Annotated in this window: 23 protein-coding genes and 1 pseudogene; 10 read left to right on the top strand and 14 right to left on the bottom strand. The window is 62.8% G+C overall.

Translation table 11 applies throughout. The features are described 5' to 3' along the window. Positions 1–23: 23 nt before the first annotated feature. The 7 genes and pseudogenes from AC0L2C_RS22680 to AC0L2C_RS22650 all read right to left on the bottom strand — a co-directional run bounded on the left by AC0L2C_RS22680 (position 24) and on the right by AC0L2C_RS22650 (position 8,749). A complete protein-coding gene (locus tag AC0L2C_RS22680; protein ID WP_091598202.1) occupies positions 24–596 on the bottom strand; it encodes a histidine phosphatase family protein in 573 nt (190 codons plus the stop codon). A gap of 116 nt (positions 597–712) precedes the next feature. After that, a pseudogene (locus AC0L2C_RS22675) lies at positions 713–997 on the bottom strand (aldose epimerase family protein); the annotation flags it as partial. A gap of 80 nt (positions 998–1,077) precedes the next feature. Beyond that, entirely contained in the window at positions 1,078–3,546 is a 2,469-nt protein-coding gene (locus AC0L2C_RS22670; RefSeq protein WP_473524500.1) for an adenylate/guanylate cyclase domain-containing protein, read from the bottom strand. Positions 3,547–3,629: 83 nt separating this feature from the next. After that, a complete protein-coding gene (locus tag AC0L2C_RS22665) occupies positions 3,630–4,730 on the bottom strand; it encodes a branched-chain amino acid ABC transporter substrate-binding protein (protein ID WP_287242104.1) in 1,101 nt (366 codons plus the stop codon). Between the two features lie 190 nt (positions 4,731–4,920). Further along, entirely contained in the window at positions 4,921–5,952 is a 1,032-nt protein-coding gene (locus AC0L2C_RS22660) for an aldose epimerase family protein (RefSeq protein WP_287242106.1), read from the bottom strand. 83 nt (positions 5,953–6,035) lie between these two features. Next, positions 6,036–7,493, bottom strand: a complete 1,458-nt coding sequence (locus tag AC0L2C_RS22655; RefSeq protein ID WP_128182872.1) for an NAD-dependent succinate-semialdehyde dehydrogenase — start codon at positions 7,491–7,493, stop codon at positions 6,036–6,038. 308 nt (positions 7,494–7,801) lie between these two features. Further along, a complete protein-coding gene (locus AC0L2C_RS22650; RefSeq protein ID WP_287242108.1) occupies positions 7,802–8,749 on the bottom strand; it encodes an AEC family transporter in 948 nt (315 codons plus the stop codon). A 167-nt stretch (positions 8,750–8,916) separates the two neighbouring features. Here AC0L2C_RS22650 and AC0L2C_RS22645 point away from each other — a divergent pair, with 167 nt between their 5' ends. After that, on the top strand, positions 8,917–9,465 hold the full coding sequence (locus tag AC0L2C_RS22645; RefSeq protein ID WP_023802971.1) for a histidine phosphatase family protein: 549 nt from the start codon (positions 8,917–8,919) through the stop codon (positions 9,463–9,465). Between the two features lie 358 nt (positions 9,466–9,823). On the opposite strand, the gene AC0L2C_RS22640 is transcribed toward AC0L2C_RS22645, so the two are convergent. From AC0L2C_RS22640 to AC0L2C_RS22630, 3 genes are all read right to left on the bottom strand, one after another. Then, positions 9,824–10,798 carry a DUF2332 domain-containing protein gene (locus AC0L2C_RS22640; protein ID WP_473524499.1) on the bottom strand — a complete coding sequence of 325 codons (975 nt, stop codon included), beginning with the start codon at positions 10,796–10,798 and terminating at the stop codon, positions 9,824–9,826. Between the two features lie 110 nt (positions 10,799–10,908). Then, complete coding sequence (locus AC0L2C_RS22635; protein ID WP_128246874.1) at positions 10,909–11,091, bottom strand: cupin domain-containing protein; 183 nt, start codon at positions 11,089–11,091, stop codon at positions 10,909–10,911. Positions 11,092–11,151: 60 nt separating this feature from the next. Next, on the bottom strand, positions 11,152–11,580 hold the full coding sequence (locus AC0L2C_RS22630; protein ID WP_473522858.1) for a YybH family protein: 429 nt from the start codon (positions 11,578–11,580) through the stop codon (positions 11,152–11,154). A 440-nt stretch (positions 11,581–12,020) separates the two neighbouring features. On the opposite strand from AC0L2C_RS22630, the gene AC0L2C_RS22625 reads away from it, so the two are divergent. Beyond that, a complete protein-coding gene (locus AC0L2C_RS22625; protein WP_128246876.1) occupies positions 12,021–12,215 on the top strand; it encodes a hypothetical protein in 195 nt (64 codons plus the stop codon). A gap of 33 nt (positions 12,216–12,248) precedes the next feature. On the opposite strand, the gene AC0L2C_RS22620 is transcribed toward AC0L2C_RS22625, so the two are convergent. Continuing rightward, entirely contained in the window at positions 12,249–12,692 is a 444-nt protein-coding gene (locus AC0L2C_RS22620) for a hypothetical protein (protein WP_287242280.1), read from the bottom strand. Beyond that, complete coding sequence (locus AC0L2C_RS22615; RefSeq protein ID WP_128176783.1) at positions 12,676–12,945, bottom strand: hypothetical protein; 270 nt, start codon at positions 12,943–12,945, stop codon at positions 12,676–12,678. Before AC0L2C_RS22615 ends, AC0L2C_RS22620 begins: the two co-directional genes overlap by 17 nt. A 215-nt stretch (positions 12,946–13,160) precedes the next feature. Between AC0L2C_RS22615 and AC0L2C_RS22610 the strand changes: the two genes are divergently transcribed. The 5 genes from AC0L2C_RS22610 to AC0L2C_RS22590 are packed head-to-tail and all read left to right on the top strand — an operon-like array spanning position 13,161 to position 18,070. Next, positions 13,161–13,442 (top strand): acyl carrier protein, encoded by a 282-nt coding sequence (locus AC0L2C_RS22610; RefSeq protein ID WP_473524498.1) that lies wholly within the window; start codon positions 13,161–13,163, stop codon positions 13,440–13,442. A gap of 51 nt (positions 13,443–13,493) precedes the next feature. Continuing rightward, positions 13,494–14,681: a beta-ketoacyl-ACP synthase gene (locus AC0L2C_RS22605; protein ID WP_473524497.1), complete on the top strand. Its 1,188-nt coding sequence runs from the start codon at positions 13,494–13,496 to the stop codon at positions 14,679–14,681. Positions 14,682–14,700: 19 nt separating this feature from the next. Beyond that, positions 14,701–15,972 carry a beta-ketoacyl-ACP synthase gene (locus AC0L2C_RS22600; RefSeq protein ID WP_287257841.1) on the top strand — a complete coding sequence of 424 codons (1,272 nt, stop codon included), beginning with the start codon at positions 14,701–14,703 and terminating at the stop codon, positions 15,970–15,972. A gap of 35 nt (positions 15,973–16,007) precedes the next feature. Then, positions 16,008–17,036 (top strand): zinc-binding dehydrogenase, encoded by a 1,029-nt coding sequence (locus tag AC0L2C_RS22595; protein ID WP_473524496.1) that lies wholly within the window; start codon positions 16,008–16,010, stop codon positions 17,034–17,036. A 38-nt stretch (positions 17,037–17,074) separates the two neighbouring features. Then, positions 17,075–18,070 (top strand): lipid A biosynthesis lauroyl acyltransferase, encoded by a 996-nt coding sequence (locus AC0L2C_RS22590; protein WP_473524495.1) that lies wholly within the window; start codon positions 17,075–17,077, stop codon positions 18,068–18,070. A 129-nt stretch (positions 18,071–18,199) separates the two neighbouring features. Here AC0L2C_RS22590 and AC0L2C_RS22585 read toward each other — a convergent pair whose 3' ends face one another. After that, positions 18,200–18,823, bottom strand: coding sequence for a TetR/AcrR family transcriptional regulator (locus tag AC0L2C_RS22585; protein WP_473524494.1), 624 nt, complete (start codon positions 18,821–18,823; stop codon positions 18,200–18,202). 226 nt (positions 18,824–19,049) lie between these two features. Between AC0L2C_RS22585 and AC0L2C_RS22580 the strand changes: the two genes are divergently transcribed. After that, positions 19,050–19,535: an SDR family NAD(P)-dependent oxidoreductase gene (locus tag AC0L2C_RS22580; protein WP_473524493.1), complete on the top strand. Its 486-nt coding sequence runs from the start codon at positions 19,050–19,052 to the stop codon at positions 19,533–19,535. 177 nt (positions 19,536–19,712) lie between these two features. Here AC0L2C_RS22580 and AC0L2C_RS22575 read toward each other — a convergent pair whose 3' ends face one another. Beyond that, positions 19,713–20,609: a LysR family transcriptional regulator gene (locus tag AC0L2C_RS22575; protein ID WP_473524492.1), complete on the bottom strand. Its 897-nt coding sequence runs from the start codon at positions 20,607–20,609 to the stop codon at positions 19,713–19,715. Between the two features lie 95 nt (positions 20,610–20,704). On the opposite strand from AC0L2C_RS22575, the gene AC0L2C_RS22570 reads away from it, so the two are divergent. Both AC0L2C_RS22570 and AC0L2C_RS22565 read left to right on the top strand, forming a co-directional pair. Then, positions 20,705–21,910, top strand: coding sequence for an MFS transporter (locus AC0L2C_RS22570; RefSeq protein WP_473524491.1), 1,206 nt, complete (start codon positions 20,705–20,707; stop codon positions 21,908–21,910). A gap of 103 nt (positions 21,911–22,013) precedes the next feature. Further along, positions 22,014–22,316 carry a LysR substrate-binding domain-containing protein gene (locus AC0L2C_RS22565; protein WP_473524490.1) on the top strand — a complete coding sequence of 101 codons (303 nt, stop codon included), beginning with the start codon at positions 22,014–22,016 and terminating at the stop codon, positions 22,314–22,316. Positions 22,317–22,360 lie beyond the last annotated feature (44 nt).

The raw sequence follows: 22,360 nt of genomic DNA, 5'->3' as shown, positions 1-22,360 counted from the left end.
AATTCTGCAGGGAAAAGTTGAGGTTAACGCTCGGCGATAGGCTGCCATTCGTGGATGATCTTGCAACCTGGCAAGCAGAAAGCGAAGAAATGACCTTGGAACGGTTGATCCCGACTGCGCGAAACCGGCGCATTCAGCAGCTTGCAAAGCAGCAGCGTGCCAACGCCGCCATGCGAGACGAAAGCAATGTCGCCGTCGTGATGGGTCGCAAGAATGCGAAACACGGCCCGCGCGACGCGATCCTGGGCATCGAGCGCGCGCTCCCATCCGCAAACGCTCTCATGTGGATTGGCGAAGAAGGCGTCAGCAACTCGTTCGAAATCGACGGGTGGAAGGAAACCGGTCGCGGAGCGGTCGTTCTCGCCAAGGTGCTCATCCACTTGGACGGGCAAACCAAATCCCGCCGCCAGCAGGCCAGCCGCTTCAATAGCCTTGGCCTCGGAGCTCGACCAGATGGACGTCAGGCCGGACAGCACCGCACAGCCCGCGAAAGCCCTCATCCGGGTGACGCCGCGGTCCGAAAGCCGCCAAGCTGGAACTGGCGTGGCGGGATCAACGGAAACTTCCGGATGAGTGATAAAGAAGGCCGTCGGCATGCCGTTGCGCTCCGATAAAATCCTTCCGACGCCTAACAGAGCTGATCAAGCGCAGGAAGTATCAACACACACCAACCACGTCATTGCACGGGCACTTTTCACAGCCTCAATGGATATCAGAAACAGGAACGTCTGTATCGCGCTGCCATGAGCGGACCTCCGGCCATCAAAACCGCTACATTGTCTTCAAACTCGTCGCAGTTCATTCCGCGCACCGGTCTGCGATTGGCGTAGCGCCCGATCAAGGCGCCGAAATAAGGGGGCAAGGAGTCGTAGTCGGCGAGTTCCTTGAAGCCGAGCACGACGTTGTCGAGCTTGCCCCAGCGGTCGGGCACATTGATCGCCGTGATTATACCGCCATAGGCGATGAACTTGATGGACGCGCCTCTGTCGTTGATGAGCGTGTAGAGATCGACGGCTTTGCCGTCCTGCGTGTTTCAGAATGGGGACTTGTCCACAGAGCCGATGCCGACGATCCCTCCTACCCGGGCTTGTGACAAAGTCGATCGAGCACGTCTCGAAGCGCAGTTGCGGCTTGGTCACGCTCGTCAGCAGACATCAGCTCGGGCTCAGCTTCCAGTCTGAGATGCGGCAGTTCGGTTCGAACGGCGCGACGGGCAGCGACAAGATTGGCCTTCAAATCGATGACGCGATAAGTGGCGACCGGATAGGCGATCCCTTTGACGTGGATGCGCCCCAGTTCGTCGCAGTCAATCGTGTCCTTCACTTGCGCAAACGTCTCATAAGAAATGAGCACGGTCCCTGGCTGCGCCTCCTGCTCAAGACGTGAGGCGAGATTCACGGCGCCGCCGATTATCGTGTAGTCCATCCGGTCCTCGCTGCCGAAGTTGCCGACAGTGCAGTAGTCGGTGTGGATGCCGATGCGGCAGCGCAGTGGTGTTTCAATTCCAATGTCGCGCCAGACTTCGGCAAGTTCGCTCATCCGCTTCTGCATGGCGAGCGCCATCTGCACGCCGGCGAGCGCGTCCTCCTTGACGCCGCGAGTTTCCGGATCGCCGAAAAACATCAGAATCGCGTCGCCGACATACTTGTCGATCGTCGCGCCATGATCCGAAGCAATTTTCGACATTTCCGTCAGATAGTGATTGAGGAGCTGGGTGAGGTCCTCCGACTCCATCTTGTCGGTGGTCTCGGTAAAGCCGGCGATATCCGAGAAGCATATTGTCAGCTTCTTCCGCTGGCTGGCGATCCCGACCTCCTGACGGCCGGTGAATATCGAGTTGTACACCTGGGGCGCCAGGTATTTCGCCAGCTTGCTGGAAAGCGCCTCGAGAGCCGCGGATTTCTCGGCGAGGTTCTCCTCCCGTAGCTTCAGCTCGGTGATGTCCGAGTAGACCGCGACTGTGCCGCCGCCGGTGATCCGCCGCTCGCTTATCATGATCCATCTTCCGTCGCCTCGCCGCTGCTCCCACGGTTCGCCAGGGTTGCGGTGCCGGGAGAGCCGCTCGGCGACCCATTCCTCGAATCGTCCCTCGGCATCCCTGATGTAGCCGCGCTCAGCGGATCGGCGGATGATGTGCTCGAATGTCGTACCGGGCGTCAATTCGATCGCAAGGTCGCTGTAGAGCAGTTCGCGGTAGCGGCTATTGCTAAGGATGAGCCGGTCCTGGCGGTCGTAGAGAGCGAATCCCTCGGAGATGCTCTCGATGGCATCGATGAGCCGCTGGCGCGCTTCGGCGACCTCGCGCAGGTTCTTTTCCTCGACCTCGACTGCAGTGTCCCGGAAGAGCCTGAGCGCCTCGGCCATGCGGCCGATTTCGTCGTGGCCCGCGGCAGGCAATGGCGCACGAAGATTGCCGCCGGCGATTGCGAGCATGCTTTGGCTCACCCCTCCCAGGCGGGCGAGGAGGCTGCGGTCGACATAGAGCCAAACAACAAGAACGGAACTCAAGAGGCTGAGAAAGGCGGAGCCAAGGACAACTCCGGTCCCGTAGCGCTGGACGACCGCGGCTTCGAGACCAGATGCGGTGATCTCGCGGTCTGCCGCGGCGACCAGGCGATCGACGGCAGCGGTAAGACTGCGCGACAGCTGATTGTTTTCGGCCAGAAGCTCTTCGCCCTGCGCCAGGACGGCGAACTCGTCCTGCCGCGCCTTCGGGATGCTGTTTCCGCCGTCGATCAGTGCCTTGAACTCGTTGACCCGCTGCTGGAAACGGGTTCGCAGCCTATCGTCGATCTCGTTGGAAATCGTGTCCAGAACGGCGAGTGACCGGCGCAGCGGAAACAGGATCAACGCCAGATCGCCTGGCGTCGGCGCGTCCGCCGTGTTGACCAGCGCGTCATTGACCGCCGAGATCTCCTGCTGCGCCTTCTGCTGCGGGATGTAGGCCGCTATCGACTGGACCAGGTCGGCCGTCGCCTCCGCGCCTCGATCGGACGCGAGCGGCGTGTCGGCCGTGACCGCCCGCCATTGCTGGAGTTTGGAATTCATCACGAGCATGCCGGGCGCCACAAGGCGCTGACTTGCATTTGTCGTAGCCGACAGGCGACGTAACAGTTCCTCTTTGCGCGCCACCACGGTGAGGCGGGCGGCGACAAGGTCGTCGAGGGCGTTGAGATTGCGCCGCAGACCAAGCACCGCAGCCTCGATCTCAGCCACTACCGCCGTGCTAGGCTTGGCGCCTTTGAGAGCGGCAAGCAGTTCCTCGAGGCGCGTCATCTCTGCCGCGATCGCAGTCGAGACCTCGTTATGCTGAGCCTTGCTGGTCGAAGCAAGTGCGGCGGGCGCAGTGGCGGCGACCCGCTCGGCCTGGCGCGACAGCTGGAGGGACGCGAGCGCCGACGGCACACGCTCCTCGGTGATGTGGTCGACGACCTCCCCCACCTCGAGGAAGGCATAAAGAGCGGCTGTTGTCGCGAGCACCGCGAAGGTGCTGATACCGAAAAAAGCGAGCAACAGACGGCCGCGTATGCCGAGACGCTTAAACATCGCGGCGACGCATTGATTCAGCTGGCGCGGCCGATAGGGTCTGCACAGATTGGCTCAAGGCGATTCGCCGGATCGGTGGTCCATTACTCCAACGGCACGTATTCGCCACCCTTCCAGACATACCATACCCAACTCTGAACAGTGAGGTCGCCCTTATTATCAAAGTCCATACGGCCCAACACAGTGTCAAATTGATTGCCGCGCAGTGATGCAATCACGGCTTGGAGTTCTAGTGAGCCTGCCTTCTCGACCGCCTGCGCCCAGGTCTGGGCGGCGCCGTAACTGTGCAGCGTCCAGGAATCGGGTTCGAAGTTCTCGGCTCGGAATCGTTCGACGACTGTGGCCGCTTCGGCATTTCGACGCGGGTCGGGGACAAAGGTGAAGAGCGTGCCCTCGGCGGCAGGGCCGGCAATCAGCCCAAATGCCTCGGTCGCTGTATCGTCACCCGAGATCAGCTGAACCGAGTAGCCCCGGTCGCGCGCCGCACGGACCATAAGCGCAGCCTCGGTATGATACCCGCCCATGTACAGCACGGCGATATGCGCCCCCTGTAACGTGCTGATCTCGGCCGAGTAGTCGTCTTTCCCGGGAGTGTAGCCTTCATAGATTGATTCGGTCACGCCCCGCTTGTTCAACTGCTTTCTTGTCTCATCGGCGAGACCCTTCCCATAGGTCGTATTGTCGTGAAGGATCGCGATCTTCTTGTCGCTCCAATGATCGGCCAAGTAGTTGCCGGCCTCGAAGCCCTGCGCATCGTCGCGACTGCAGACGCGGAAAACGTTGGCGCGGCCTTGCTCGGTCAACATCGGATTGGTCGAGGACGGCGAAATCTGCAGAATTCCCGCCGCCTCGTACACCTCCGATGCCGGAATCGAGGCTCCAGAGCAGTAGTGCCCGACGACGAACACTACACCGTCAGCCACCAGCTTTTGGGCAGCAGCCACCGCTTGCTTGGGATCGCAGAAGTCGTCGACCGTGATGAGCCGCACCGGCTCGCCGAGGACGCCGCCCGCCGTATTGATGTCGGCCACAGCCACCTCTGCGCCGCGCTTCAATTGCGTGCCAGTCCATTCGAGCTTTCCGGTCATCGGGCCTGCGACCCCGATCAGCACCTCCGCCCGCGCAGGACAGCTAAGCGCCGCGGCCGCGAGCGCGACAATAGCTACGGTGATGATACGGTGCATGGATGCACCCCAAAGGCAGTAGCTTACGCCAATCCCGTCAGCGCCGACAGTCCTTTTCCGCGAGCGTGGATTGGGTTCCGATCCGAGAGCGTCGCGCGTCCAATGGAAGCGCAAAGGACGCTCTTTGAACTTTGCGCATGATCCTTTCCGGACCGAAGGCCAGCGCAGCAAAGGCCGGTACCTCCGGGCGTCAGGCGCCAGGCAGCCTGAACCGGTATTCCGTCACATGATGGTAGATCTGGCCCGGCCATAGCGTGGCCTGCGGGAAATACGGCCGGTTCGGCGCATCCGGCCAGACCTGCGGCTCCAGGCAGAAGCCCGAATAAGCCTTGTATTGAACCGCCCCGAGCCCCGGCGAAGGTGGCGCCAGATACTGGCCGGTATAGAGCTGGACGCCCGGTTCCGTGGTCCACAGCTCCATCTCGACGCCGGAATTCGCGCCTTGCGCCCATGACGCCAGCTTGAGCGGGCCGCGCGTCGAGGCAAGGCAGAAATTCTGGTCGTAGGGGAGCTGCTTGCCCTCACCCTCCATGCGCAGCGGCCGCGCCTGACGGAAATCGAACGGCGTGCCGTCGACCGGCTTCACGACGCCGGTCGGGATCAGCTCGCCATCGACCGGAAGATAGGCGCCGGCGTTCAGCATCAGCCGGTGATCGAGGACATCGCCGGCGCCACCGTCATCCAGGTTGAAATAGGAATGCTGGGTGAGATTGCACAGCGTCGGCTCCTCGCAGGTGGCGGTCAGCTCGACGCTGAGCGTGCCGGGGATCTTCAGCCTATAGGTGCAGGTCACGTCGAGCGCGCCGGGAAAGCCCATCGTGCCGTCGGGATCATGCAGCGTCAGGGTGACAAAATCCCTGCCATGCAGCGAAACCTCCCATGGCCGGTGCGAAAAACCTTGCGAGCCGCCATGCAGCGTGTGCTTGTCGAGGAAGTTGCGCTCGGTCTGGTAGCGCTGGCCGGCGATGGTGAAGCGGCCATCGCGGATACGGTTGGCATAGCGTCCGGCGACGGCGCCGAAGAAGGCCGTATCCGTTTCATAGGGCTTGAAACTGCTATAGCCGAGCACAAGCGGCGCATCGTGCCCGGCCAGCCGCAGATCCTGGATGATGGCGCCCAGCCCGATGATGTTGGCGGTGAGGCCGCCGCCGCGGATGCTGAAGCGGCGGATGGCCTCGCCCGCCTGCGTCGTACCGAAAACCTCGCCGTCCTTCATCGCCATGCCCGAAACGCCAGTTGGTTGATCGATCCCGGCTCGCCGCGTGGGCCGGCTTGGTCTGTTGACGTTCGACAGGCCCTGCCCGATCAGAGGCCGAGGCCGCCGATGCAGACATATTTGGTGTCGAGATAATCCTCGATGCCCTGATGTCCGCCTTCCTTGCCGAGGCCCGATTCCTTGACGCCGCCGAACGGCGCCTCGGGCGTGGTGATCAGCCCTTCATTGACGCCGACCATGCCGTATTTCAGCCCTTCCATGACCCGGAAGGCGCGGCCGAGATCGCCGGTGTAGAAATAGCAGGCGAGGCCGAACTCGGTGTCGTTGGCGAGTGCGATCGCCTCCTCTTCGGTTTCGAACTTGAACACGGGTGCTACCGGGCCAAAGATCTCTTCCTTCATGAAGCGCATCTTCGGCGTGGCGTCGGCGATCACCGTCGGCTGGAAGAACGAACCGCCGAGCGCATGGCGCTTGCCGCCAGCGACGACCTTGCCGCCCTTGGCGGTGGCGTCGGCGATCAGTTCCTCGACCTTTTCGACTGCCTTCTCGTCGATCAGCGGCCCCTGCTGCACGCCGTCATCGAGGCCGGAACCGACCTTCAGCCCGTCGCTGGCGGCGGCGAGCTTTTCGACGAACTTGTCGTAGACACCAGCCTGGACCAGGAAGCGATTGGTGCAGACGCAGGTCTGGCCGGAATTGCGGTATTTGGCGGTGATCGCGCCGGCGACGGCGCGCTCGATATCGGCGTCGTCGAAGACCAGGAATGGCGCGTTGCCACCAAGTTCCATCGACACCTTCTTGACGGTGACGGACGACTTCTGGATCAGGATCTTGCCGACCTCGGTCGAGCCGGTGAAGGTGATCTTCTTGACCAGAGGGTTGGCGCAGATCTCGTCGCCGATCTCGCCGGCAGCGCCGGTCAGGATGTTGATGACGCCTTTGGGGAAGCCGACCTCCTCGGCGAGCGCGCCCCAGGCGAGGCCGGAATAAGGCGTCTGCGACGCCGGTTTGACCACCGCCGTGCAGCCGGCGGCAAGTGCTGGACCGAGCTTGCGGGCCAGCATCGAGGACGGGAAATTCCACGGCGTGATGGCGGCGATGACGCCGACCGGCTCCTTGGTCACCAGGATGCGGCGGTCCGCCCAGGGCGACGGCACGACATCGCCATAGGTGCGGCGGCCTTCTTCGGCGAACCACAATATGTAGGAGGCTGCCGAACCGATCTCGCCCTTCGATTCGAACAGCGACTTGCCCTGCTCGATGGTCAGCAGCTCGGCCAGCACATCCTGGTTGTCCATCATGGCGTCATGCAGCTTGCGCAACAGCTTCGAGCGCTCGAGCGCGGTGGTCTTGCGCCATGTCTGGAAGGCGGCGTCGGCAGCTTCGATGGCGCGGCGCGTCTCGACCTTGCCCGACTTCGGCACGGTGCCGATCTTGAGGCGGGTGGCCGGATTGTTGACGTCGACCGTCTGGCCGCTGTCGGCCTGCACCCACTCGCCGTTGATGAGATTGGCCTGGCGCATGAAATGGCTGGTTTTCTGAAGCATGGTCTAGCCTCCGTTCGGCGCACTGACGGGCCGCTATCTGGATTTCCTTGACGGGCGTGCGCACTGGCATCGATGCCGGCACGCCTGGAGCCACTGCTCTTTACCTAGGGCAAGCCCCGCAATCAATCGCAAGATGGCATATAGGGTTTGGGCCAGCACAAGGCGAGGCCGATTTGCGCTCCCGTTGTTGCTTGAGGATGTGTGAGGAACCGGTGGCTCCCGAGAACCGGAACGGAGCGTAACGTTGGGTATATGAGTACCGGAAGCACCAGGAAACCGCCCTTCGCAGGCATCAATATCGATCATACCTATCCAAACACCTGGACCACCACCGTCAGCCAAAACGCCGTGGTGACGACCGCGCAGGCGGTGGCGATGGTCATCTGGTTCGATGCCAGCGCCTGGCCGGTGTTGAACTGCGTCGCAATCAGGTAGGAATTCACCCCGGATGGCAGCGCTGCCGCCACGACCGCGACTTTCGCCGACAGCGGCGGCAGGCCAAGCAGCCAGACCAGGCCGAGCGCGACGGCCGGCATCAGCATCAGCTTCAGCGCCGACAGCGCCAGCGCCGGCCGCACATTGCCGGAGATGCCGAAACGGCACAGGCTCAGCCCCATGGCAAACAGCGCGACGGGTCCGGCGATGTTGGCCAGCGCGTCGACCAGCCGGACGGCCAGCGCCGGCAATGGCAGGCCGGTGATACGCCACACCCATCCGGCCAGGATGCCGATGATCAGCGGATTGGAGAGCAACTTTCGAAAGAAGCGCCGGATGATGCGCAGCGGATGCACATGCTCGTCGCCGCGGCCAAAGATCTCAAACAGGATGATCGATGCCATGATCATCGTTGGCAGATGCACGGAAATCAGCAGCGACAGCACTTCGAATCCACTTGGCCCGAATGTGCCGAGGAAGAACGGGATGCCGAGCAGGACGAGGTTGGAAAAAGCCGACGACGCGCCGCCGACGACCCCGGCACGCGCGTCGCGCCCGAACACCCGGGTGATGACCAGGTGGCCTGCGGCCCACGTCACTGCGGCAGCCGTAAAATAGGCGCCCCAGAACAACCAGGGTGCGGTGCCATGGAAATCGGCGTTGACCATGGTGCGGAACAGAAGCAGCGGCATCGCCACCCCGACGGCGAATTCGGCGATGGCCCCACCCGCCTCGGCCTTCAGATAGCCGGTGAGCCCGGCCAGATAGCCGAGCGCGACAAGGCCGAAGACAAAAAGGACGGTTTCGATGAGTGGGGACATTTTTCCCCTGATAGGCGAGCCGGGATTTGAGCGCAACCGCCCCGCCTTGCGAAGCGGTCCGTTCTGGCAAACAGCCGGGATAGGTGATGCCTTGTTTTTCAGCCGGCTTTGCCGTCCCTATATGCGGTCACCGGAAGCCACCTCCGGTGACCGGAAAAGGACGCCTGATGCTTCGATCTGTGCTGGCTCTATTGCTGCTCGTCATTCCCGCCGCGGCCCACGCGACCGAAGCCGGCTGGGCGCTGTTGCGCGACGGCGGACATGTCGTGCTGCTTCGCCATGCCATGGTCACCGGCACTACCGATCCGGCGAATTTCGACATCGAGAAATGCGCCACCCAAGTCAATCTCTCGGTGCGCGGCAAGCAGCAGGCACGCAAGATCGGCGCGCTTTTCGACGCCCGCGCGGCGCCGGTCGAGCGCGTGCTGTCCAGCCGCTATTGCCGCGCCCTCGACACGGCTCGCACCGCTTTCAGAGAAGAGCCCGAACCCTTCGCCCCGCTTGACCTGCTGAAGACCGACGCGAGCGAGAAAGCCGCCCAGCTCGAGGCGATCATGAACGAGATCAGCGCCTATTCCGGCTCCGACAATGTTGTCATGGTCACCCATCTGGAGAACATCATGGCGCTCACCGGCATCTCGCCGCGCGAAGGCGAAGCCGTGATCGTCGAGCCGCAAGGCGACGGCCTGCGCGTGCTCGGCCGCGTCACTTTCTAATCTGCGCTGGAGCCAGTTGAAGCGTTCGCCAGTGGTGAAATCTAACGCTTGGTCCCTAAACGGAATACCGGTTCCGACCCCCCTAGCGGAAGCTCGTTCGTTCGGCCTCGGCCGAATTTACGCAGATGACCCAATGCGGACGTTTGCGACACCCATCAGAGATCTCGGCTTAGCGCCGATGTCAGCCGTCGAGGTGATCTCTACTGTTGCCCAATAGCAGACTATCCTGGAAATCGTGTTTGCGCCATAAGGCTGACCGTGATGGCGCTTCCTCAAAGCTGCCTTCGCGCAACGGCTCGAGTCGGACCTATAGCTGACCTTGGGCGAGCGGTTTGAAGACGTTGTCATTGCCAGCCGCCTACGCCTCGTCCGCGATCCATTCGAGCGAGGCGCCATGCGGGTCGGTCCAAGCGACAGGGGAGCCGTTCACAGATAGGAGGAAGCGGCCTGGCGGCCAGCTTTTTCCGGCGCGTGTGGCGATGGACGGGAATACGCGAGGGAACTCGTTCGATACCCAATACGGAGAAAGACGCATCACCTGTTCTGCGAAGGCCTCTCTGTCTGCCGGATCGGAGACATAGTCGAGGACGGCTGTGTGAAAGACAACGAGGGTAGCGTCCTTTGGCGCTTCGCTGCAGAGCCGCACGAGGTCGCTCCCGCGCAGGTCGCCCTTCACCACCCGAGGCTTGACTGTGGCAGCGATCATTAGGGCCGCCCGCAGATTGGCAAGCCGCGCCGTCTGCTCCGGCCAGACCAGCGTCTCAAGCCATGCGACTTGCGAGGGGTTTGAAACATCGATCGGGCTCAGGTCCAATCCCGCTCGCCAGACGACATGCGGCGGGGCCGTCGGCAATGGCGTTGTCTCGCTGGCTGAGCATCGGAAGACAGGCGGTTCCGAGGCGGTGACGGGTGTGCGGAGCACCGTGCGCCCGTAGTCGTAGCTGTAGAGGTCGGGCATAAGGCAGAGCCCTGCGGAAGTCCCGACCTCCAGGAAGGCCAGCGGCTGCGGCAGGCGCGCCAGGACGGGCAGCAGTGTGGCGCACCTTCCCGGCTCGTTGGTTTGCGTCGAGCGCTCGAGCATGAGCGAGCGGACAAGCTCGGGGTGCGCCAGAAGCGCCTGGCGAAACTCGGTCCACCCTGTCGGTGTGCCGAACAGGTGACGCACCACGGCAAGCAGAAGATTCGGTTGCCGCTTCACGTCCGGGAGGGTCGACAGGAAGCCGAGTGTCTCGCGGTCCCCTGCGACAGCACGAGCCAACTCCTCATAGAGCGGTGAGCGACTGCGAGCTTCCGTGTCGGCGAAGCGAAGATACCGGGTTGAGATCTCTGCCAAGCCCTCCTCGCCCATGTCCGCTGATCCCCGATCCCGACGTCTCGTCGCAGTACACGATCCACGGATCAGATTGGAGCCAGGCGCGGGTCCCGTCGTCAAGATGGCGGGTGTTACGCTTTTGCGGTAGCCCAATGCCTCGTCACTTCCGGCTGCCCCTCGAAAGAGGCCTCGAAGGTTGGCGCGGCCAGTATGGCCTGCATGTGCAATGTCGCGCTTCCGGTATTGCGAAAGCCATGCCAGCGGCCGGCCGGCACGATGACTGTCAGCAGCGCGCCGCCAAATCGACCGTTCACCTACGAACCCTTGCCGCCTGAAAGCCGACGTCCCTGTTGAGGACGTTAGGCGTTCCGGAACTACGGCAAGAGATCCGTCACAGCGCGCCCACTTCCGTCCATTGCCATAGGGAAGCTGGCATGTTCGTGGATGATTTTCCAAGAACCGGCGATGCGCCTTAGCACGATGGTTCGCCGGCTCCAGGAGTCGACCTTTGTGCCATCGGTCTTAATGCCAGTCATGCGCGACAGCCCGAAGGCCACTGCAAGATCGCCGTCGATCATGAGTTGCGGGTCAGCCATGTGAACGGTGACGCCGTTGCGCCAAGTTGCAAACCAAGCATTTATCCCTTCGATGTCGCGTGCCTGTTCGCCTCGATAGGCAAGCGGCGGCGGCAGATCGAAAACCACGACATCCGGGTCCATGGCATCGAGGTTGGCGCGGGCGTCCCCCTTGGCAGTTGCGTCTTCCTGGCCCCGGATGACAGACAAGACTTCCTTTTCAGACATATCGTTGCTCCTTCATTTTCTGGAACGACGAGGCCGGGGCGATCAATCCGACATCGACACCATCGTAACAAATATGGCCGGTCCTAGCTGCTGTTGCATCGTGGTATCAAGAGCGATGAGCCCCTATCTGCCGGACATCGCATCATCGGGGGCTCTATTGGCCCACCACGAGTGCCAATACGACTAAGAGCCCGACCAGCAAGATGGTTCGTCGAACGAGATCAACCGCGGCGGGTTGGGGCATGGCGGGTGGCGTCTTTAGTTTCAGCCGAGTTACCGACGCGGCATGAGACTTTCGATCATTGGCTTCACTGGTGCACGGCAGCATGCCGCGTGGTTCACGAGTTAGTCGGCGTGGATCGCCTCACTTCGACCCATGAAAAAAGATAGTTTGGTGCGGTAGAAATCGGCCAGCGCCGTTCGGCTAGGATTGGTGGCCTGTGACGTCGTATGATGTGGGCCAATCCGACACATATGGCGCTTTCCAGTTCAACTTCCGCTATTCGCTCCATGTGTCCAAAAGCCGACAGTCCGATTCCGGCCCAGAGGCGACATTTCTCGATCAGCTTGGCGAGGACAGCTTCTGGCGCGGCGCTGTTCCGGGAGACGAAGCGAAGGGTAAGTTCCACCCTTAGCGGCAGTTAGTTTAAGGCACCTGGCGTTAGATTTCACACTTGCAGCCGCGCATCAATACGGAGCTTCCATCCCTCGATCATCTGCGCGAATGCCTCCTCCGTCAGTTCGGACAGATACGAGCTTCCTGCCGCGTTCAGGGCAGTGAACGTGTAGCCAATCGACGCCTCCGTGCCTCCGTCAGCGGTCGGGCGGCAGGCCACCTCGACAAATCCGAAACGCGTATCCGGCGTCACCCGGACATAGCGGATGCGATGCGCCACGGGGTCCCAGTCCGTGCAGGCCCAGAGCGTGGTCTCATCACCGTGAGCGGTCCTGAAGACCATGCCCTGGCGCGTCTCCCCGTCTTGTGGATGCAGAAACTCCGGATCCCAGCCGTCCACCCACAGGGTCTCCCCTGTCGGCGTGAACAGCGGAAAGACGTGGTCGATCGGCCCCGAAAGCACGATGCTGTGGCTGCGCTCAAGATGGTTGGTCATCCCCCTCCCCGGCGATTTCCACCAGACCGTGGCTGTCCGCTGCGCCAAGCTCCATTCCGTAGATGCGCTTCAATTGGCCGATTGTTTCCAGGGTCGTCGGGGAAAACGGCGTCTGGCCTTCGAAGGCATGCAGCACGATGCCTTCGATGAGTTCACCTAGGCTCATGTCGCGATGCTCGGCCAAGGCCTTGAGCACCTTCACCAATCGTTTTTCCAGGCGAACCCCGGTCTGCACGCGTTCGATGGTGGTCATAGGATTTCCGTACCATGGTACACTGGTACATGCAATGACCAGAGATGGGATGGTTGCGGCATATCGCCGGGAGGGTCGCCAACGGCTCTTCTTGCGTTTACGGAGTGGGTATCCCATCTGCGCCCGGCGTTCAGGCCTTTTCCTGCCCGGAAAAACCGATTAGACAGCGCGCAACACCAGCGGACAGATTCCGCCCGCAACCGAAGGAAAAGCCCTTGTCCACCACGTTCGACAAAGTCGCCAAGATCATCGCCGACACCAGTGAGATCGATATCGACACGATCACCCCTGAAAGCCACACCATCGACGATCTCGGCATCGACAGCCTCGACTTCCTCGACATCGTCTTTGCCATCGACAAGGAATTCGGCATCAAGGTGCCGCTGGAAAAGTGGACGCAGGAGGTCAATGACGGCAAGGCCTCGACCGACGATTACTTCGTCATGAAGAACCTCTGCGCCAAGATCGACGCCCTGGTCATGGCAAAGAACGGCTGAAATGGCTTGTCTTCTAGCCTGACCCAACAGCCGCCCCATGAACCCTCGCCCATGAGCTCCCACGACGTCGTCATATCAGGCATCGGCCTTGTCTCTTCGCTGGGAGAAGGCCCGGATGCGCATTGGCGCAAGCTCGTCCAGCCCGGCCTGGAGCCGGTGCTCGAAGCCGCCCGCTTCTCGCCCTACACCGTCCACCCGCTGCCGGAGATCGACTGGAACCTGCAGATCGCCAAGCGCGGCGACCAGCGGCAGATGGAAACCTGGCAGCGGCTCGGCACCTATGCCGCCGGCATGGCGCTGGACGACGCCGGCATCAAGGGCAATGACGATCTCTGCACGACGATGGACATGGTGGTGGCTGCCGGCGGCGGCGAGCGCGACGAGGCGGTCGACGCCGACATTCTCGCCGCTTCGGAAAGCCGCAACGACCGCGACGTGCTGCTCAACGAGAAACTGACCACCGAATTGCGGCCGACGCTGTTTCTGGCACAGCTTTCCAACCTGCTCGCCGGCAACATCTCAATCGTCCACAAGGTGACCGGCTCGTCGCGCACTTTCATGGGCGAGGAAGGTGCCGGCGTCGCCGCTGTCGAGACAGCCGCCGCGCGCATCCGCTCCGGCCAATCGACGCATATCCTGGTCGGCGGCGCGTTCCAGACCGAACATTCCGACATGCTGCTTGGCTATGAGTTGGCCGGCTACCTGCATCGCGGCCGCTGGAGACCGGTCTGGCAGAGACAGGGCCTGGACGGCGGCGGCGTGGTGACTGGATCAGGCAGTGCGTTTCTCGTCCTGGAACAGCGCAAGCACGCGATCAGCCGCGGGCGAAAGATCTATGCCGAACTCGGCCCGGTCGTATCCGGACGCGCCATACGCCGGCAGGGCGAGCTCGATGCCGAGATTGCCGCGCTGCTCAGCCAGGCGGCATTGCCGAATGGCGAGCTACTGACGATTTCAGGCGCTTCGGGTGCCCATGCCGCGACTGCTGCCGAGAAATCGGCGCTCGACGCCAATCCGGCGATTGCCGCACGCGGTTTTTCGACGCTGACCGGCCACATGAAGGAAGCGCAGTTTCCCTTCGCCGTGGCGCTGGCTGCATTGGCTGTCGAACGCAAGGCCGCCTACCCGGCTTTTGACGCCGCCACCGAGAAGCCGTTCAACGGCATTCCCAGGACCGTGCTTGCAACGGCGATCGGCTATCACCAATTCGAGGGCATGGCGTTGGTCAACGCCGCCTAGAGGGTTTTGGGACAAAAACATGGCCAATCTGAACGACCACATGGGCAGGCCGATCGTTGCCGTCACCGGCATCGGCGTGGTGACGTCGCTGGGCGTCGGCAAGGCCGACAATTGGGCAGCGCTCACCGCGGGCACGTCCGGCATCCATCCGATAACCCGCTTTCCGGTCGACCATCTGAACACCCGCATCTCCGGCACGGTCGATTTCCTGCCGTCGAGCTCCAAGGGCGCTTCCCTTCTTACCTACGACCTCGCCGAGATAGCCGCGCAGGAAGCCGTGGCCGAAGCCGGCCTCGATTCGGGCGATTTCGGCGGGCCGCTTTTCCTCGCCTCGCCGCCGGTCGAGCTCGACTGGAGCGAGCGCTTTTCGCTGTACAATTCCGACAAGCACGACGTCGGCGCCGAACGGCTGCTTCGGGTGGCACGCGGCTTGAAGGGGTTCGATGTTTTCGAGACCACCCAATTCGGTTCGATCGCCGACCGGCTCGCCGACCGTTTTGGCACGCGCGGCCTGCCGATCACGCTGTCGACGGCCTGCGCCTCTGGCGCCACCTCGATCCAGCTCGGCGTCGAGGCGATCCGCCGCGGCGAATGCGACCGGGCACTGTCGATCGGCGCCGACGGCTCGGCGACCGCCGAGGCGCTGATCCGTTTCTCGCTGCTTTCCGCACTCTCCACCCACAACGACATCCCCGAAAAGGCGTCAAAACCGTTTTCCAGGGATCGCGACGGTTTTGTCCTCGCTGAGGGTTCTGGCGCGCTGGTATTGGAATCGCTGGAGGCGGCACTCGCCCGTGGTGCAAACATCCTCGGCATCCTGCGCGGCTGCGGCGAGAAGGCCGACGATTTCCACCGCACCCGCTCGAAGCCGGACGGCTCGCCGGCGATCGCGGCGGTTCGCGCCGCGCTCGCCGATGCCGGCTTGGGCGAGGACGAGATCGATTATGTCAATGCCCATGGCACCTCGACGCCGGAAAACGACAAGATGGAGCATTTGTCGCTGTCGACCGTGTTCGGCGAGCGGATCGGCTCGATGCCGATCTCATCGAACAAGTCGATGATCGGCCACACGCTGTCGGCCGCCGGCGCCGTCGAGGCGGCGTTTTCGCTGATGACCATGCGCGAAAGCGTCATCCCGCCGACCATCAATTACGACAATCCCGATCCGGCGATCGTGCTCGACGTGGTGCCGAACCAGAAGCGCAACGCCGAGGTCGGCACGGTGCTGTCGAACTCCTTCGGCTTCGGCGGCCAGAACACCTGCCTTGTCATGGCGCGGGAACCAGTCTAAGCGACCGTTCTTCGCCAACAGAACCGACAGGCTCCATGCGCGCATTGCAACTTATCGAGGACCGCCGCCTTGAAACGGTGGACCTGCCGCTTCCGCCGCAGCCTGCGCTGGGCGAGGTGACGCTGCGCATCAAGGCCGTGGCGCTCAATCATATCGACGTCTGGGGCTGGCGCGGCATGGCCTTCGCCAAGCGCAAGCTGCCGCTGGTCGTCGGCGCCGAAGCCTCGGGCGAGGTCGAGGCGGTCGGCCCCGGCGTCTCCAGCCTTGTGCCGGGGCAGCTTGTATCGATCTACGGCGCGCGCACCTGCGGGCTTTGCCGCGCCTGCCGCGAAGGCCGCGACAACCTCTGCGAGCATGTCTCGGGCGTTCACGGCTTCCATCTCGACGGCTTTGCGCAAGAGAAGATAAACCTGCCGGCGCGCCTGCTGGTCCCTGCCCCGCCTGGCGTGACCGACGTCGGCGCCGCCGTCGCGCCCGTCACCTTCGGCACGGTCGAGCACATGCTGTTCGACAATGCCAGGCTGCAGGCCGGCGAAACCATTCTGGTCCATGCCGGCGGCTCGGGAATCGGCTCCGCCGCGATCCAGCTGGCGAAGAAAATGGGCTGCACCGTGATCACCACGGTTGGCTCGAACGACAAGATCGACAAGGCGAAGGCGCTTGGCGCCGATCACGTCATCAACTACCGCGACGACCGTTTCGAAGGCGTCGTGCGCAAGCTGACGAAGAAGAAGGGCGTCGACGTCGTCTTCGAGCATGTCGGCGCCGACACCTTTGCCGCCTCGATGCTGTGCCTGAAACGCGGCGGCCGCCTGGTGACCTGCGGCTCGACCTCGGGCGTATCGACGCAGATCAACCTGATGCAATTGTTCCAGCAGCAGCTGAAGCTGCTCGGCTCGTTCGGCTGCCGCATGCAAAACATGGCCGACGCCATGCAGAAAATGGCGGCGGGGCTGGTTTCTCCGGTTATCGACACCGAAGTCGGCTTCGACGGCATCGACGCCGCGCTGAAGCGCATGGAAGGCCGCGACGTGTTCGGCAAGATCATCCTGCGCGTCGGCTAGACCATGATGCTGCTGTCTGAAAACATCATGGTCTAGGAATGGTCGGCAACGCCTTCAAGAAGCTCCGCCGGGACCTGGCGTTCCGCTACGGCAGGCGGCTGCGCCAGTTCAACTACTGGCTGCTTGCGCGCCTCGCGATGACGATGATTTGGCTGCTGCGTCGGCTGCCGGTCGACAGCGCGCTCAATTTCGCCGACCGCGCCGCCCGCCGCATTGGCCCTTGGGTGGGGCGCCATAACGTCGCCATCGCCAATCTGCGCAAGGCTTATCCGGAAAAGAGCGACAAGGAGATCCAGGCCATCGCCTCCGACATGTGGGGCAACATGGCTCGCCTTGCCGCGGAATACGTCTTTCTCGATGCCCTGTTCGACTACGATCCCGCCGCGACGAAACCGGGGCGCATCGAGGTCAAGGGGGTCGAGCACTTCGTGCAAATCGCCGGCGAGCAAAAACCGCATATCATCTTCACCGGGCATCTCGGCAATTTCGAGCTGCTTCCGGTGGCGGCAGCCACTTTCGGCATGAACATCACGGCGCTGTTTCGTCCGCCCAACAACCCCTACCTTGCCGACTACATCCTCTCGACTCGCCGCTCGACCATGGGCTCGCTCCTGCCCTCCGCGACCGGCGCTTCGTTCGCGCTGGCGGCCATCCTGGAGAAAGGCGGCAATATCGGCGTGCTCGTCGACCAGAAATTCTCGAGCGGGCTCGAAACGACTTTTTTCGGCCGCCCATGCGAAAGCAACCGGGTCCTGGGCACCCTGGCGCGGCACTATGACTGCGATGTCTATCCGGCGCGCTGCGTGCGCCTGCCGGGCAACCGCTTCCGGCTCGAGATCGAGGACAAACTGATCTTGCCGCGCACCGCCGGCGGCAGTGTCGACGTCCATGGCACCACCCAGCTGCTCAATGACGTGGTCGAGCGCTGGGTGCGCGAGGATCCCGGCCAATGGATGTGGTTCCACAAAAGATGGGAAATCAGCGGCCCGCGCGGGAAGCACAAGCGGGCGAGGAACCGCGGCAAAGCCGCCTGAGTAGAAGTGAGTGACAGCAATTATGCTATTGTTGGCAATGTGCTAATTGCGCCACCGACCCCGCCCGGTTACCGAGGTGGGTTTTTGTTTGGTCACCGATCGCTCGGTGGCCTGTCCTGGCAAGACCAATCAGCCAACCGAAGGGGCGCCATAGCGAAGCCCATCCACCAGCAAGCCAACCATGCGTCGTGCCTGGTCGGGGCCTCCACCATAGCGGTCTGGTGAGCAGAGCCTGGCAATCGCGAACAATAATTCCTTAGCATCAACGTCCGAGCGAACATCGCCTGCTTCGGTCGCGGCATCCAGCAAGCTCTGCAGCGCGGGCCTAAGTTTCTCAAGAAAATACTGCGGCAAGGACTCATATGCCGGATCGCCGGAGGAGAAGGCCGCGGCGAGTCCACGCTTGGCAGCGATAAAGTCCACGTAACGCTGCATCCATCGGGCGAGCGCTTCGCCGGGTTCATGTTCGGCCGCAATGGCAGATGCAGCATTTGCGCAGGCATCCACTTCGTTACGGAAGACCGCCACGATCAGGTCCGAACGCTGCGGAAAATGCCGATAGAGCGTACCCACGCCAACGCCGGCCTTATCGGCGATCTCTCGCACCGGAGCATCGACCCCCGAAGCTGCAAACACTGCCATTGCCGCTTCGAGCAGCGCCTTGGAGTTGCGTTGCGCGTCCGCACGCACGCGTCGATCCGTCGAGTTTACGGGCTCCAAGCCACCACCCCGCTCCTTCGATTTGTCGTCCATGATTTTTCCATTGATAAACGGAACAATGTTCCGTATAAAACGGAATGCAGTTCCGATTAGGAAAATTAGCACAGCATGGCGCCGTTGCCTACACGTCAATGCAAAAAGAGGAGATCACCATGCGGGTCAAACCTATTGCCCTGGTCACTGCGGCCAACAAGGGAATCGGCCTCCAGATCGCCAGGGACCTGGCCACGCACGGCCTCACCGTGCCGTAGGGTCGCGTATGCTCGAGCACGCGGAGACGGCTGCAAAGAGCGTCGGCGCGGATGCCCGCGCCCTCCAACTCGATGTCACGAACCAGGCCTCGATCGCCGCCGCGGCAAAGCGCATCCGTAACGAGTTCGGTCGCCTCGACGTCCTGGTGAACAATGCAGGCATTTCCGATGCGGGAAAGCAGGGCATCTCGCATGCGGCGCCCCTCGAGGGACGCGCGGTGTTCGAGACCAACGTGTTCGGCGTCGTCGCCGTCACGCAGGCGATGTTACGGCTGCTTGGTGAAGCGCCGGCGGCACGCATCGTCAGCGTCGACCCGTCCAGTCCACAGCGCGCGTTGTTCGGCCCTGTTTACAGCCTCTCGGAGACTGCCCTCGATGCGACGACGCTCGCCTTCGCCATCGAATTTGAGGATGCCGGCGCCGAGGCTGCCTGCCCCGGCTTCACTTCGACGAACCTCAACAAATTCGAGGGCACGGCCGAACGGGCCGCGTGAGCCCTTCGCCCCACGCTCCTCGACGCGAACGGTCCGATGGGCACGTTCCCGAGCCAGGACGGGCCGTTCCCGCGGCGGTCTCGTCCCGATTGCTGGCGCCGGGAGAGTGGCGGCGCACCCTGGCTCCGGTGCCGATCGAGCCCGCGTGATCTGCGATCTTGGGGCGGGTCGAGAGGTCTATCGAGACTGGTACCGGAAAGCCGCGACAAAGGCTGCAAAGGCGGGCGATTGATTGCGTCGGCTGGGGTAGTAAAGATGATAGCCCTGGAAGGTCGGGCACCAGTCGGCAAGGACTTCCTCGAGCCGACCGCTCTCAACATAGGGTTGAACAAGATTCTTCGGTGCATAGGCCAAACCAATACCGTCGAGGGCCGCGTCAAGCGCCGGCGCGATATTGTTCAGGGTCAGCTGGCCGTCCACACGGACGCTGAACTCGCGTCCGTTCTTCCTGAATTCCCAGGCATATAACGCGCCTGAGCTGGGAAGCCGCAGGTTGATGCAGTTGTGGTCGGTCAAGTCCTGAGGGCTTTTCGGCGCAGCCCGACGAGCGAAATAATCGGGTGAGCCGGCGACGCAATAGCCGACATCGGGACCAATGCGAACGGCCACCATGTCGCGGGCGATTGCCTCGCCAAGTCGAACACCGGCATCGAACTGACGCTCGACGATGTTGGTGAAGCCGTTGTCGACAATGAGCTCCACGTTGATGTCCGGGTAGTTTCGCAGGAACGCTGGCAGCCTGGGGCGAAAGACCAGATTGACGGCATCATCGGGGCACACGATACGGATCTGGCCCGAGGGCTGGCCGCGCAGGGCGCTGATCGCGCTGATCCCGGCGGCAATGCTTTCGAAATGCGGCTCGATGCTTTCGACGAGGCGTTCTCCGGTCGCCGTGGGCGCCACATCGCGGGTCGTGCGAGAGAGCAGACGGACGCCAAGCCGTTCCTCCATTCCCCTGATCGTATGGCTGAGGGCCGATCGGGTAACACCCAATTTGGCCGCCGCTCGCGTAAAACTGCGCTGCCGAGCGACCTCAAGGAAGGCTCGCATCTCACTGAACTCGTCACGCGGCATTGGTGAGCTCCGTTCACTACGACATGCAGATTATAGCTGCTAGTCTGACAAGACCAGCCCGGCTACCTAGTCTGTCGACGGACAGGAGCGCACGAATGGCTATCGAACTGACACTGGATGACACGCTGGCGGCTGAAGGGGCGGTAACGCCATGGGCCGCCGTCACCTGCCTGTCGCTTTTGACCTTTCTCCTGGTCGGCCTAGAATTCATGCCGGTGAGCCTGTTGACTCCGATTGCGCAGGACCTGGCCATCTCGGAAGGCCAGGCCGGACAGGCGATCGCCTTGTCGGGGCTCTTTGCCGTGATCACCAGCCTGTTCGGCAACGCGCTCCTGGCCAAGCTCGACCGGAGAACGGTCGTCCTGCTGTACACGGCAGTGCTGGTCGCATCGAGTTTGGCTGTTGCCCTCGCTCCCAACTTCCTGGTGTTTCTGGCCGGACGGGCCCTGGTCGGGATCGCGATCGGCGGCTTCTGGTCGCTCTCCACGGCCATTTTGGCGCGCCTGGCCTCAGGCTCCGACCTGCCCAAGGCGATCGCCCTGCTGCAGGGCGGAACTGCATTGGCGATCGTCATCGCCGCACCGCTCGGCAGCTTCCTCGGCGAATTGATCGGGTGGCGGGGCACCTTCTTCGTCACAGTCCCGGTCGGCGTCGCGGCGCTCGTCTGGCAACTGGCCATTCTGCCGAAGATGCCGCCGATGGAGGCCGTTTCGGTATCCAGCATGTTCCGTCTGCTGCGCAATCGGACATTCACCATCGGCATGGCGGCAACTGGGCTCGCATTCATGGGAATGAATTCGCTGTCGATCTATCTGCGCCCATTCCTTGAAAGCGTCACCGGCCTCGACGTCAACGTCCTGTCGCTGGTGCTGCTGGGCCTCGGCCTAGGAGGCCTGGCGGGACTGTCCATCGCCGGCTTTGTTCTCCGGCGAAACCTCACCGCCGTGCTGATCGGGCTGCCGAGCGCGCTTGCGCTCCTCGCCCTGCTCCTGATCGCAGTGGGACCGGTGCTTTGGGCCACGGCTACGCTTCTGGTTCTTTGGGGGCTGTTCAACACCCCGATTCCGGCGGCGTGGGGTACATGGATGGCTCAGATCATTCCCGACGATCTTGAAGCTGGAGGCGGGTTGCAGGTCGCATTGATCCAGTTCGCCATCGCCGGCGGCGCTTCCGCGGGCGGCATGCTGTTCGACACTGCCGGCTGGTGGAGCGCCTTCCTGCTCGCCGCCGCCCTGCTGGCGGGCTCAGCCCTGCTCGCCGCTGCCGCCAGCCCTCGCGCTGCTGCGGTGCAGAACCTTTGATCGCGGAGGGACAGCGCCCGGACAGCGCCCCCCTCTGTCCGGCAGGACAGACGGGGGCGCGAAGGATCACTACAGAGCGCTTTTATTCTGAACCGCCGCATTCTTGGCTGGGCTGGGCATTGCTGCACTGCCCGACTTCCTTACCGACGTGCCGATCGCGGAGGGTACATTGAGACAAGTGATGGCGGATTATCCCTCGCCAGAGGCGGGGATCTATGTGGTGCGGCCACCTGGCGGGATTGCGCCCAGAAAGGTGCGTGCGCTGATTGACATCCTCATCGAATGGTTCGGCGCCCGTTGGGTGCAATCATTGCGACCTTCGGGTGGTGATCGCGGCGCAACGGCGAGAAAGCGCAGCCAACACCGGTCCCTTCGCCATCTCGGGCCACAATCTCGATGGACTTAGAGCGGGTGGTTTTAGCCGCATTTCTGCGACGCCAGGAGAAAAGT

This window comes from Mesorhizobium sp. WSM4845, assembly GCF_055811455.1.
The sequence above is the reverse complement of the archived record's forward strand: the minus strand, read 5'-3'. Positions and strand labels throughout refer to the sequence as shown.

Bases quoted from the DNA above. Each gene is read 5' to 3' on its own strand.
- AC0L2C_RS22660 (WP_287242106.1), bottom strand. From the start codon at position 5,952: ATGGCGATGAAGGACGGCGAGGTTTTCGGTACGACGCAGGCGGGCGAG.
- AC0L2C_RS22615 (WP_128176783.1), bottom strand. From the start codon at position 12,945: ATGACCACCATCGAACGCGTGCAGACCGGGGTTCGCCTGGAAAAACGA.
- AC0L2C_RS22570 (WP_473524491.1), top strand. From the start codon at position 20,705: ATGGCTATCGAACTGACACTGGATGACACGCTGGCGGCTGAAGGGGCG.
- AC0L2C_RS22585 (WP_473524494.1), bottom strand. From the start codon at position 18,823: ATGGACGACAAATCGAAGGAGCGGGGTGGTGGCTTGGAGCCCGTAAAC.
- AC0L2C_RS22645 (WP_023802971.1), top strand. From the start codon at position 8,917: ATGCTTCGATCTGTGCTGGCTCTATTGCTGCTCGTCATTCCCGCCGCG.
- AC0L2C_RS22605 (WP_473524497.1), top strand. From the start codon at position 13,494: ATGAGCTCCCACGACGTCGTCATATCAGGCATCGGCCTTGTCTCTTCG.
- AC0L2C_RS22580 (WP_473524493.1), top strand. From the start codon at position 19,050: ATGCTCGAGCACGCGGAGACGGCTGCAAAGAGCGTCGGCGCGGATGCC.
- AC0L2C_RS22595 (WP_473524496.1), top strand. From the start codon at position 16,008: ATGCGCGCATTGCAACTTATCGAGGACCGCCGCCTTGAAACGGTGGAC.
- AC0L2C_RS22620 (WP_287242280.1), bottom strand. From the start codon at position 12,692: ATGACCAACCATCTTGAGCGCAGCCACAGCATCGTGCTTTCGGGGCCG.
- AC0L2C_RS22665 (WP_287242104.1), bottom strand. From the start codon at position 4,730: ATGCACCGTATCATCACCGTAGCTATTGTCGCGCTCGCGGCCGCGGCG.
- AC0L2C_RS22575 (WP_473524492.1), bottom strand. From the start codon at position 20,609: ATGCCGCGTGACGAGTTCAGTGAGATGCGAGCCTTCCTTGAGGTCGCT.
- AC0L2C_RS22600 (WP_287257841.1), top strand. From the start codon at position 14,701: ATGGCCAATCTGAACGACCACATGGGCAGGCCGATCGTTGCCGTCACC.
- AC0L2C_RS22650 (WP_287242108.1), bottom strand. From the start codon at position 8,749: ATGTCCCCACTCATCGAAACCGTCCTTTTTGTCTTCGGCCTTGTCGCG.
- AC0L2C_RS22630 (WP_473522858.1), bottom strand. From the start codon at position 11,580: ATGTCTGAAAAGGAAGTCTTGTCTGTCATCCGGGGCCAGGAAGACGCA.
- AC0L2C_RS22590 (WP_473524495.1), top strand. From the start codon at position 17,075: ATGGTCGGCAACGCCTTCAAGAAGCTCCGCCGGGACCTGGCGTTCCGC.
- AC0L2C_RS22655 (WP_128182872.1), bottom strand. From the start codon at position 7,493: ATGCTTCAGAAAACCAGCCATTTCATGCGCCAGGCCAATCTCATCAAC.
- AC0L2C_RS22670 (WP_473524500.1), bottom strand. From the start codon at position 3,546: ATGTTTAAGCGTCTCGGCATACGCGGCCGTCTGTTGCTCGCTTTTTTC.
- AC0L2C_RS22680 (WP_091598202.1), bottom strand. From the start codon at position 596: ATGCCGACGGCCTTCTTTATCACTCATCCGGAAGTTTCCGTTGATCCC.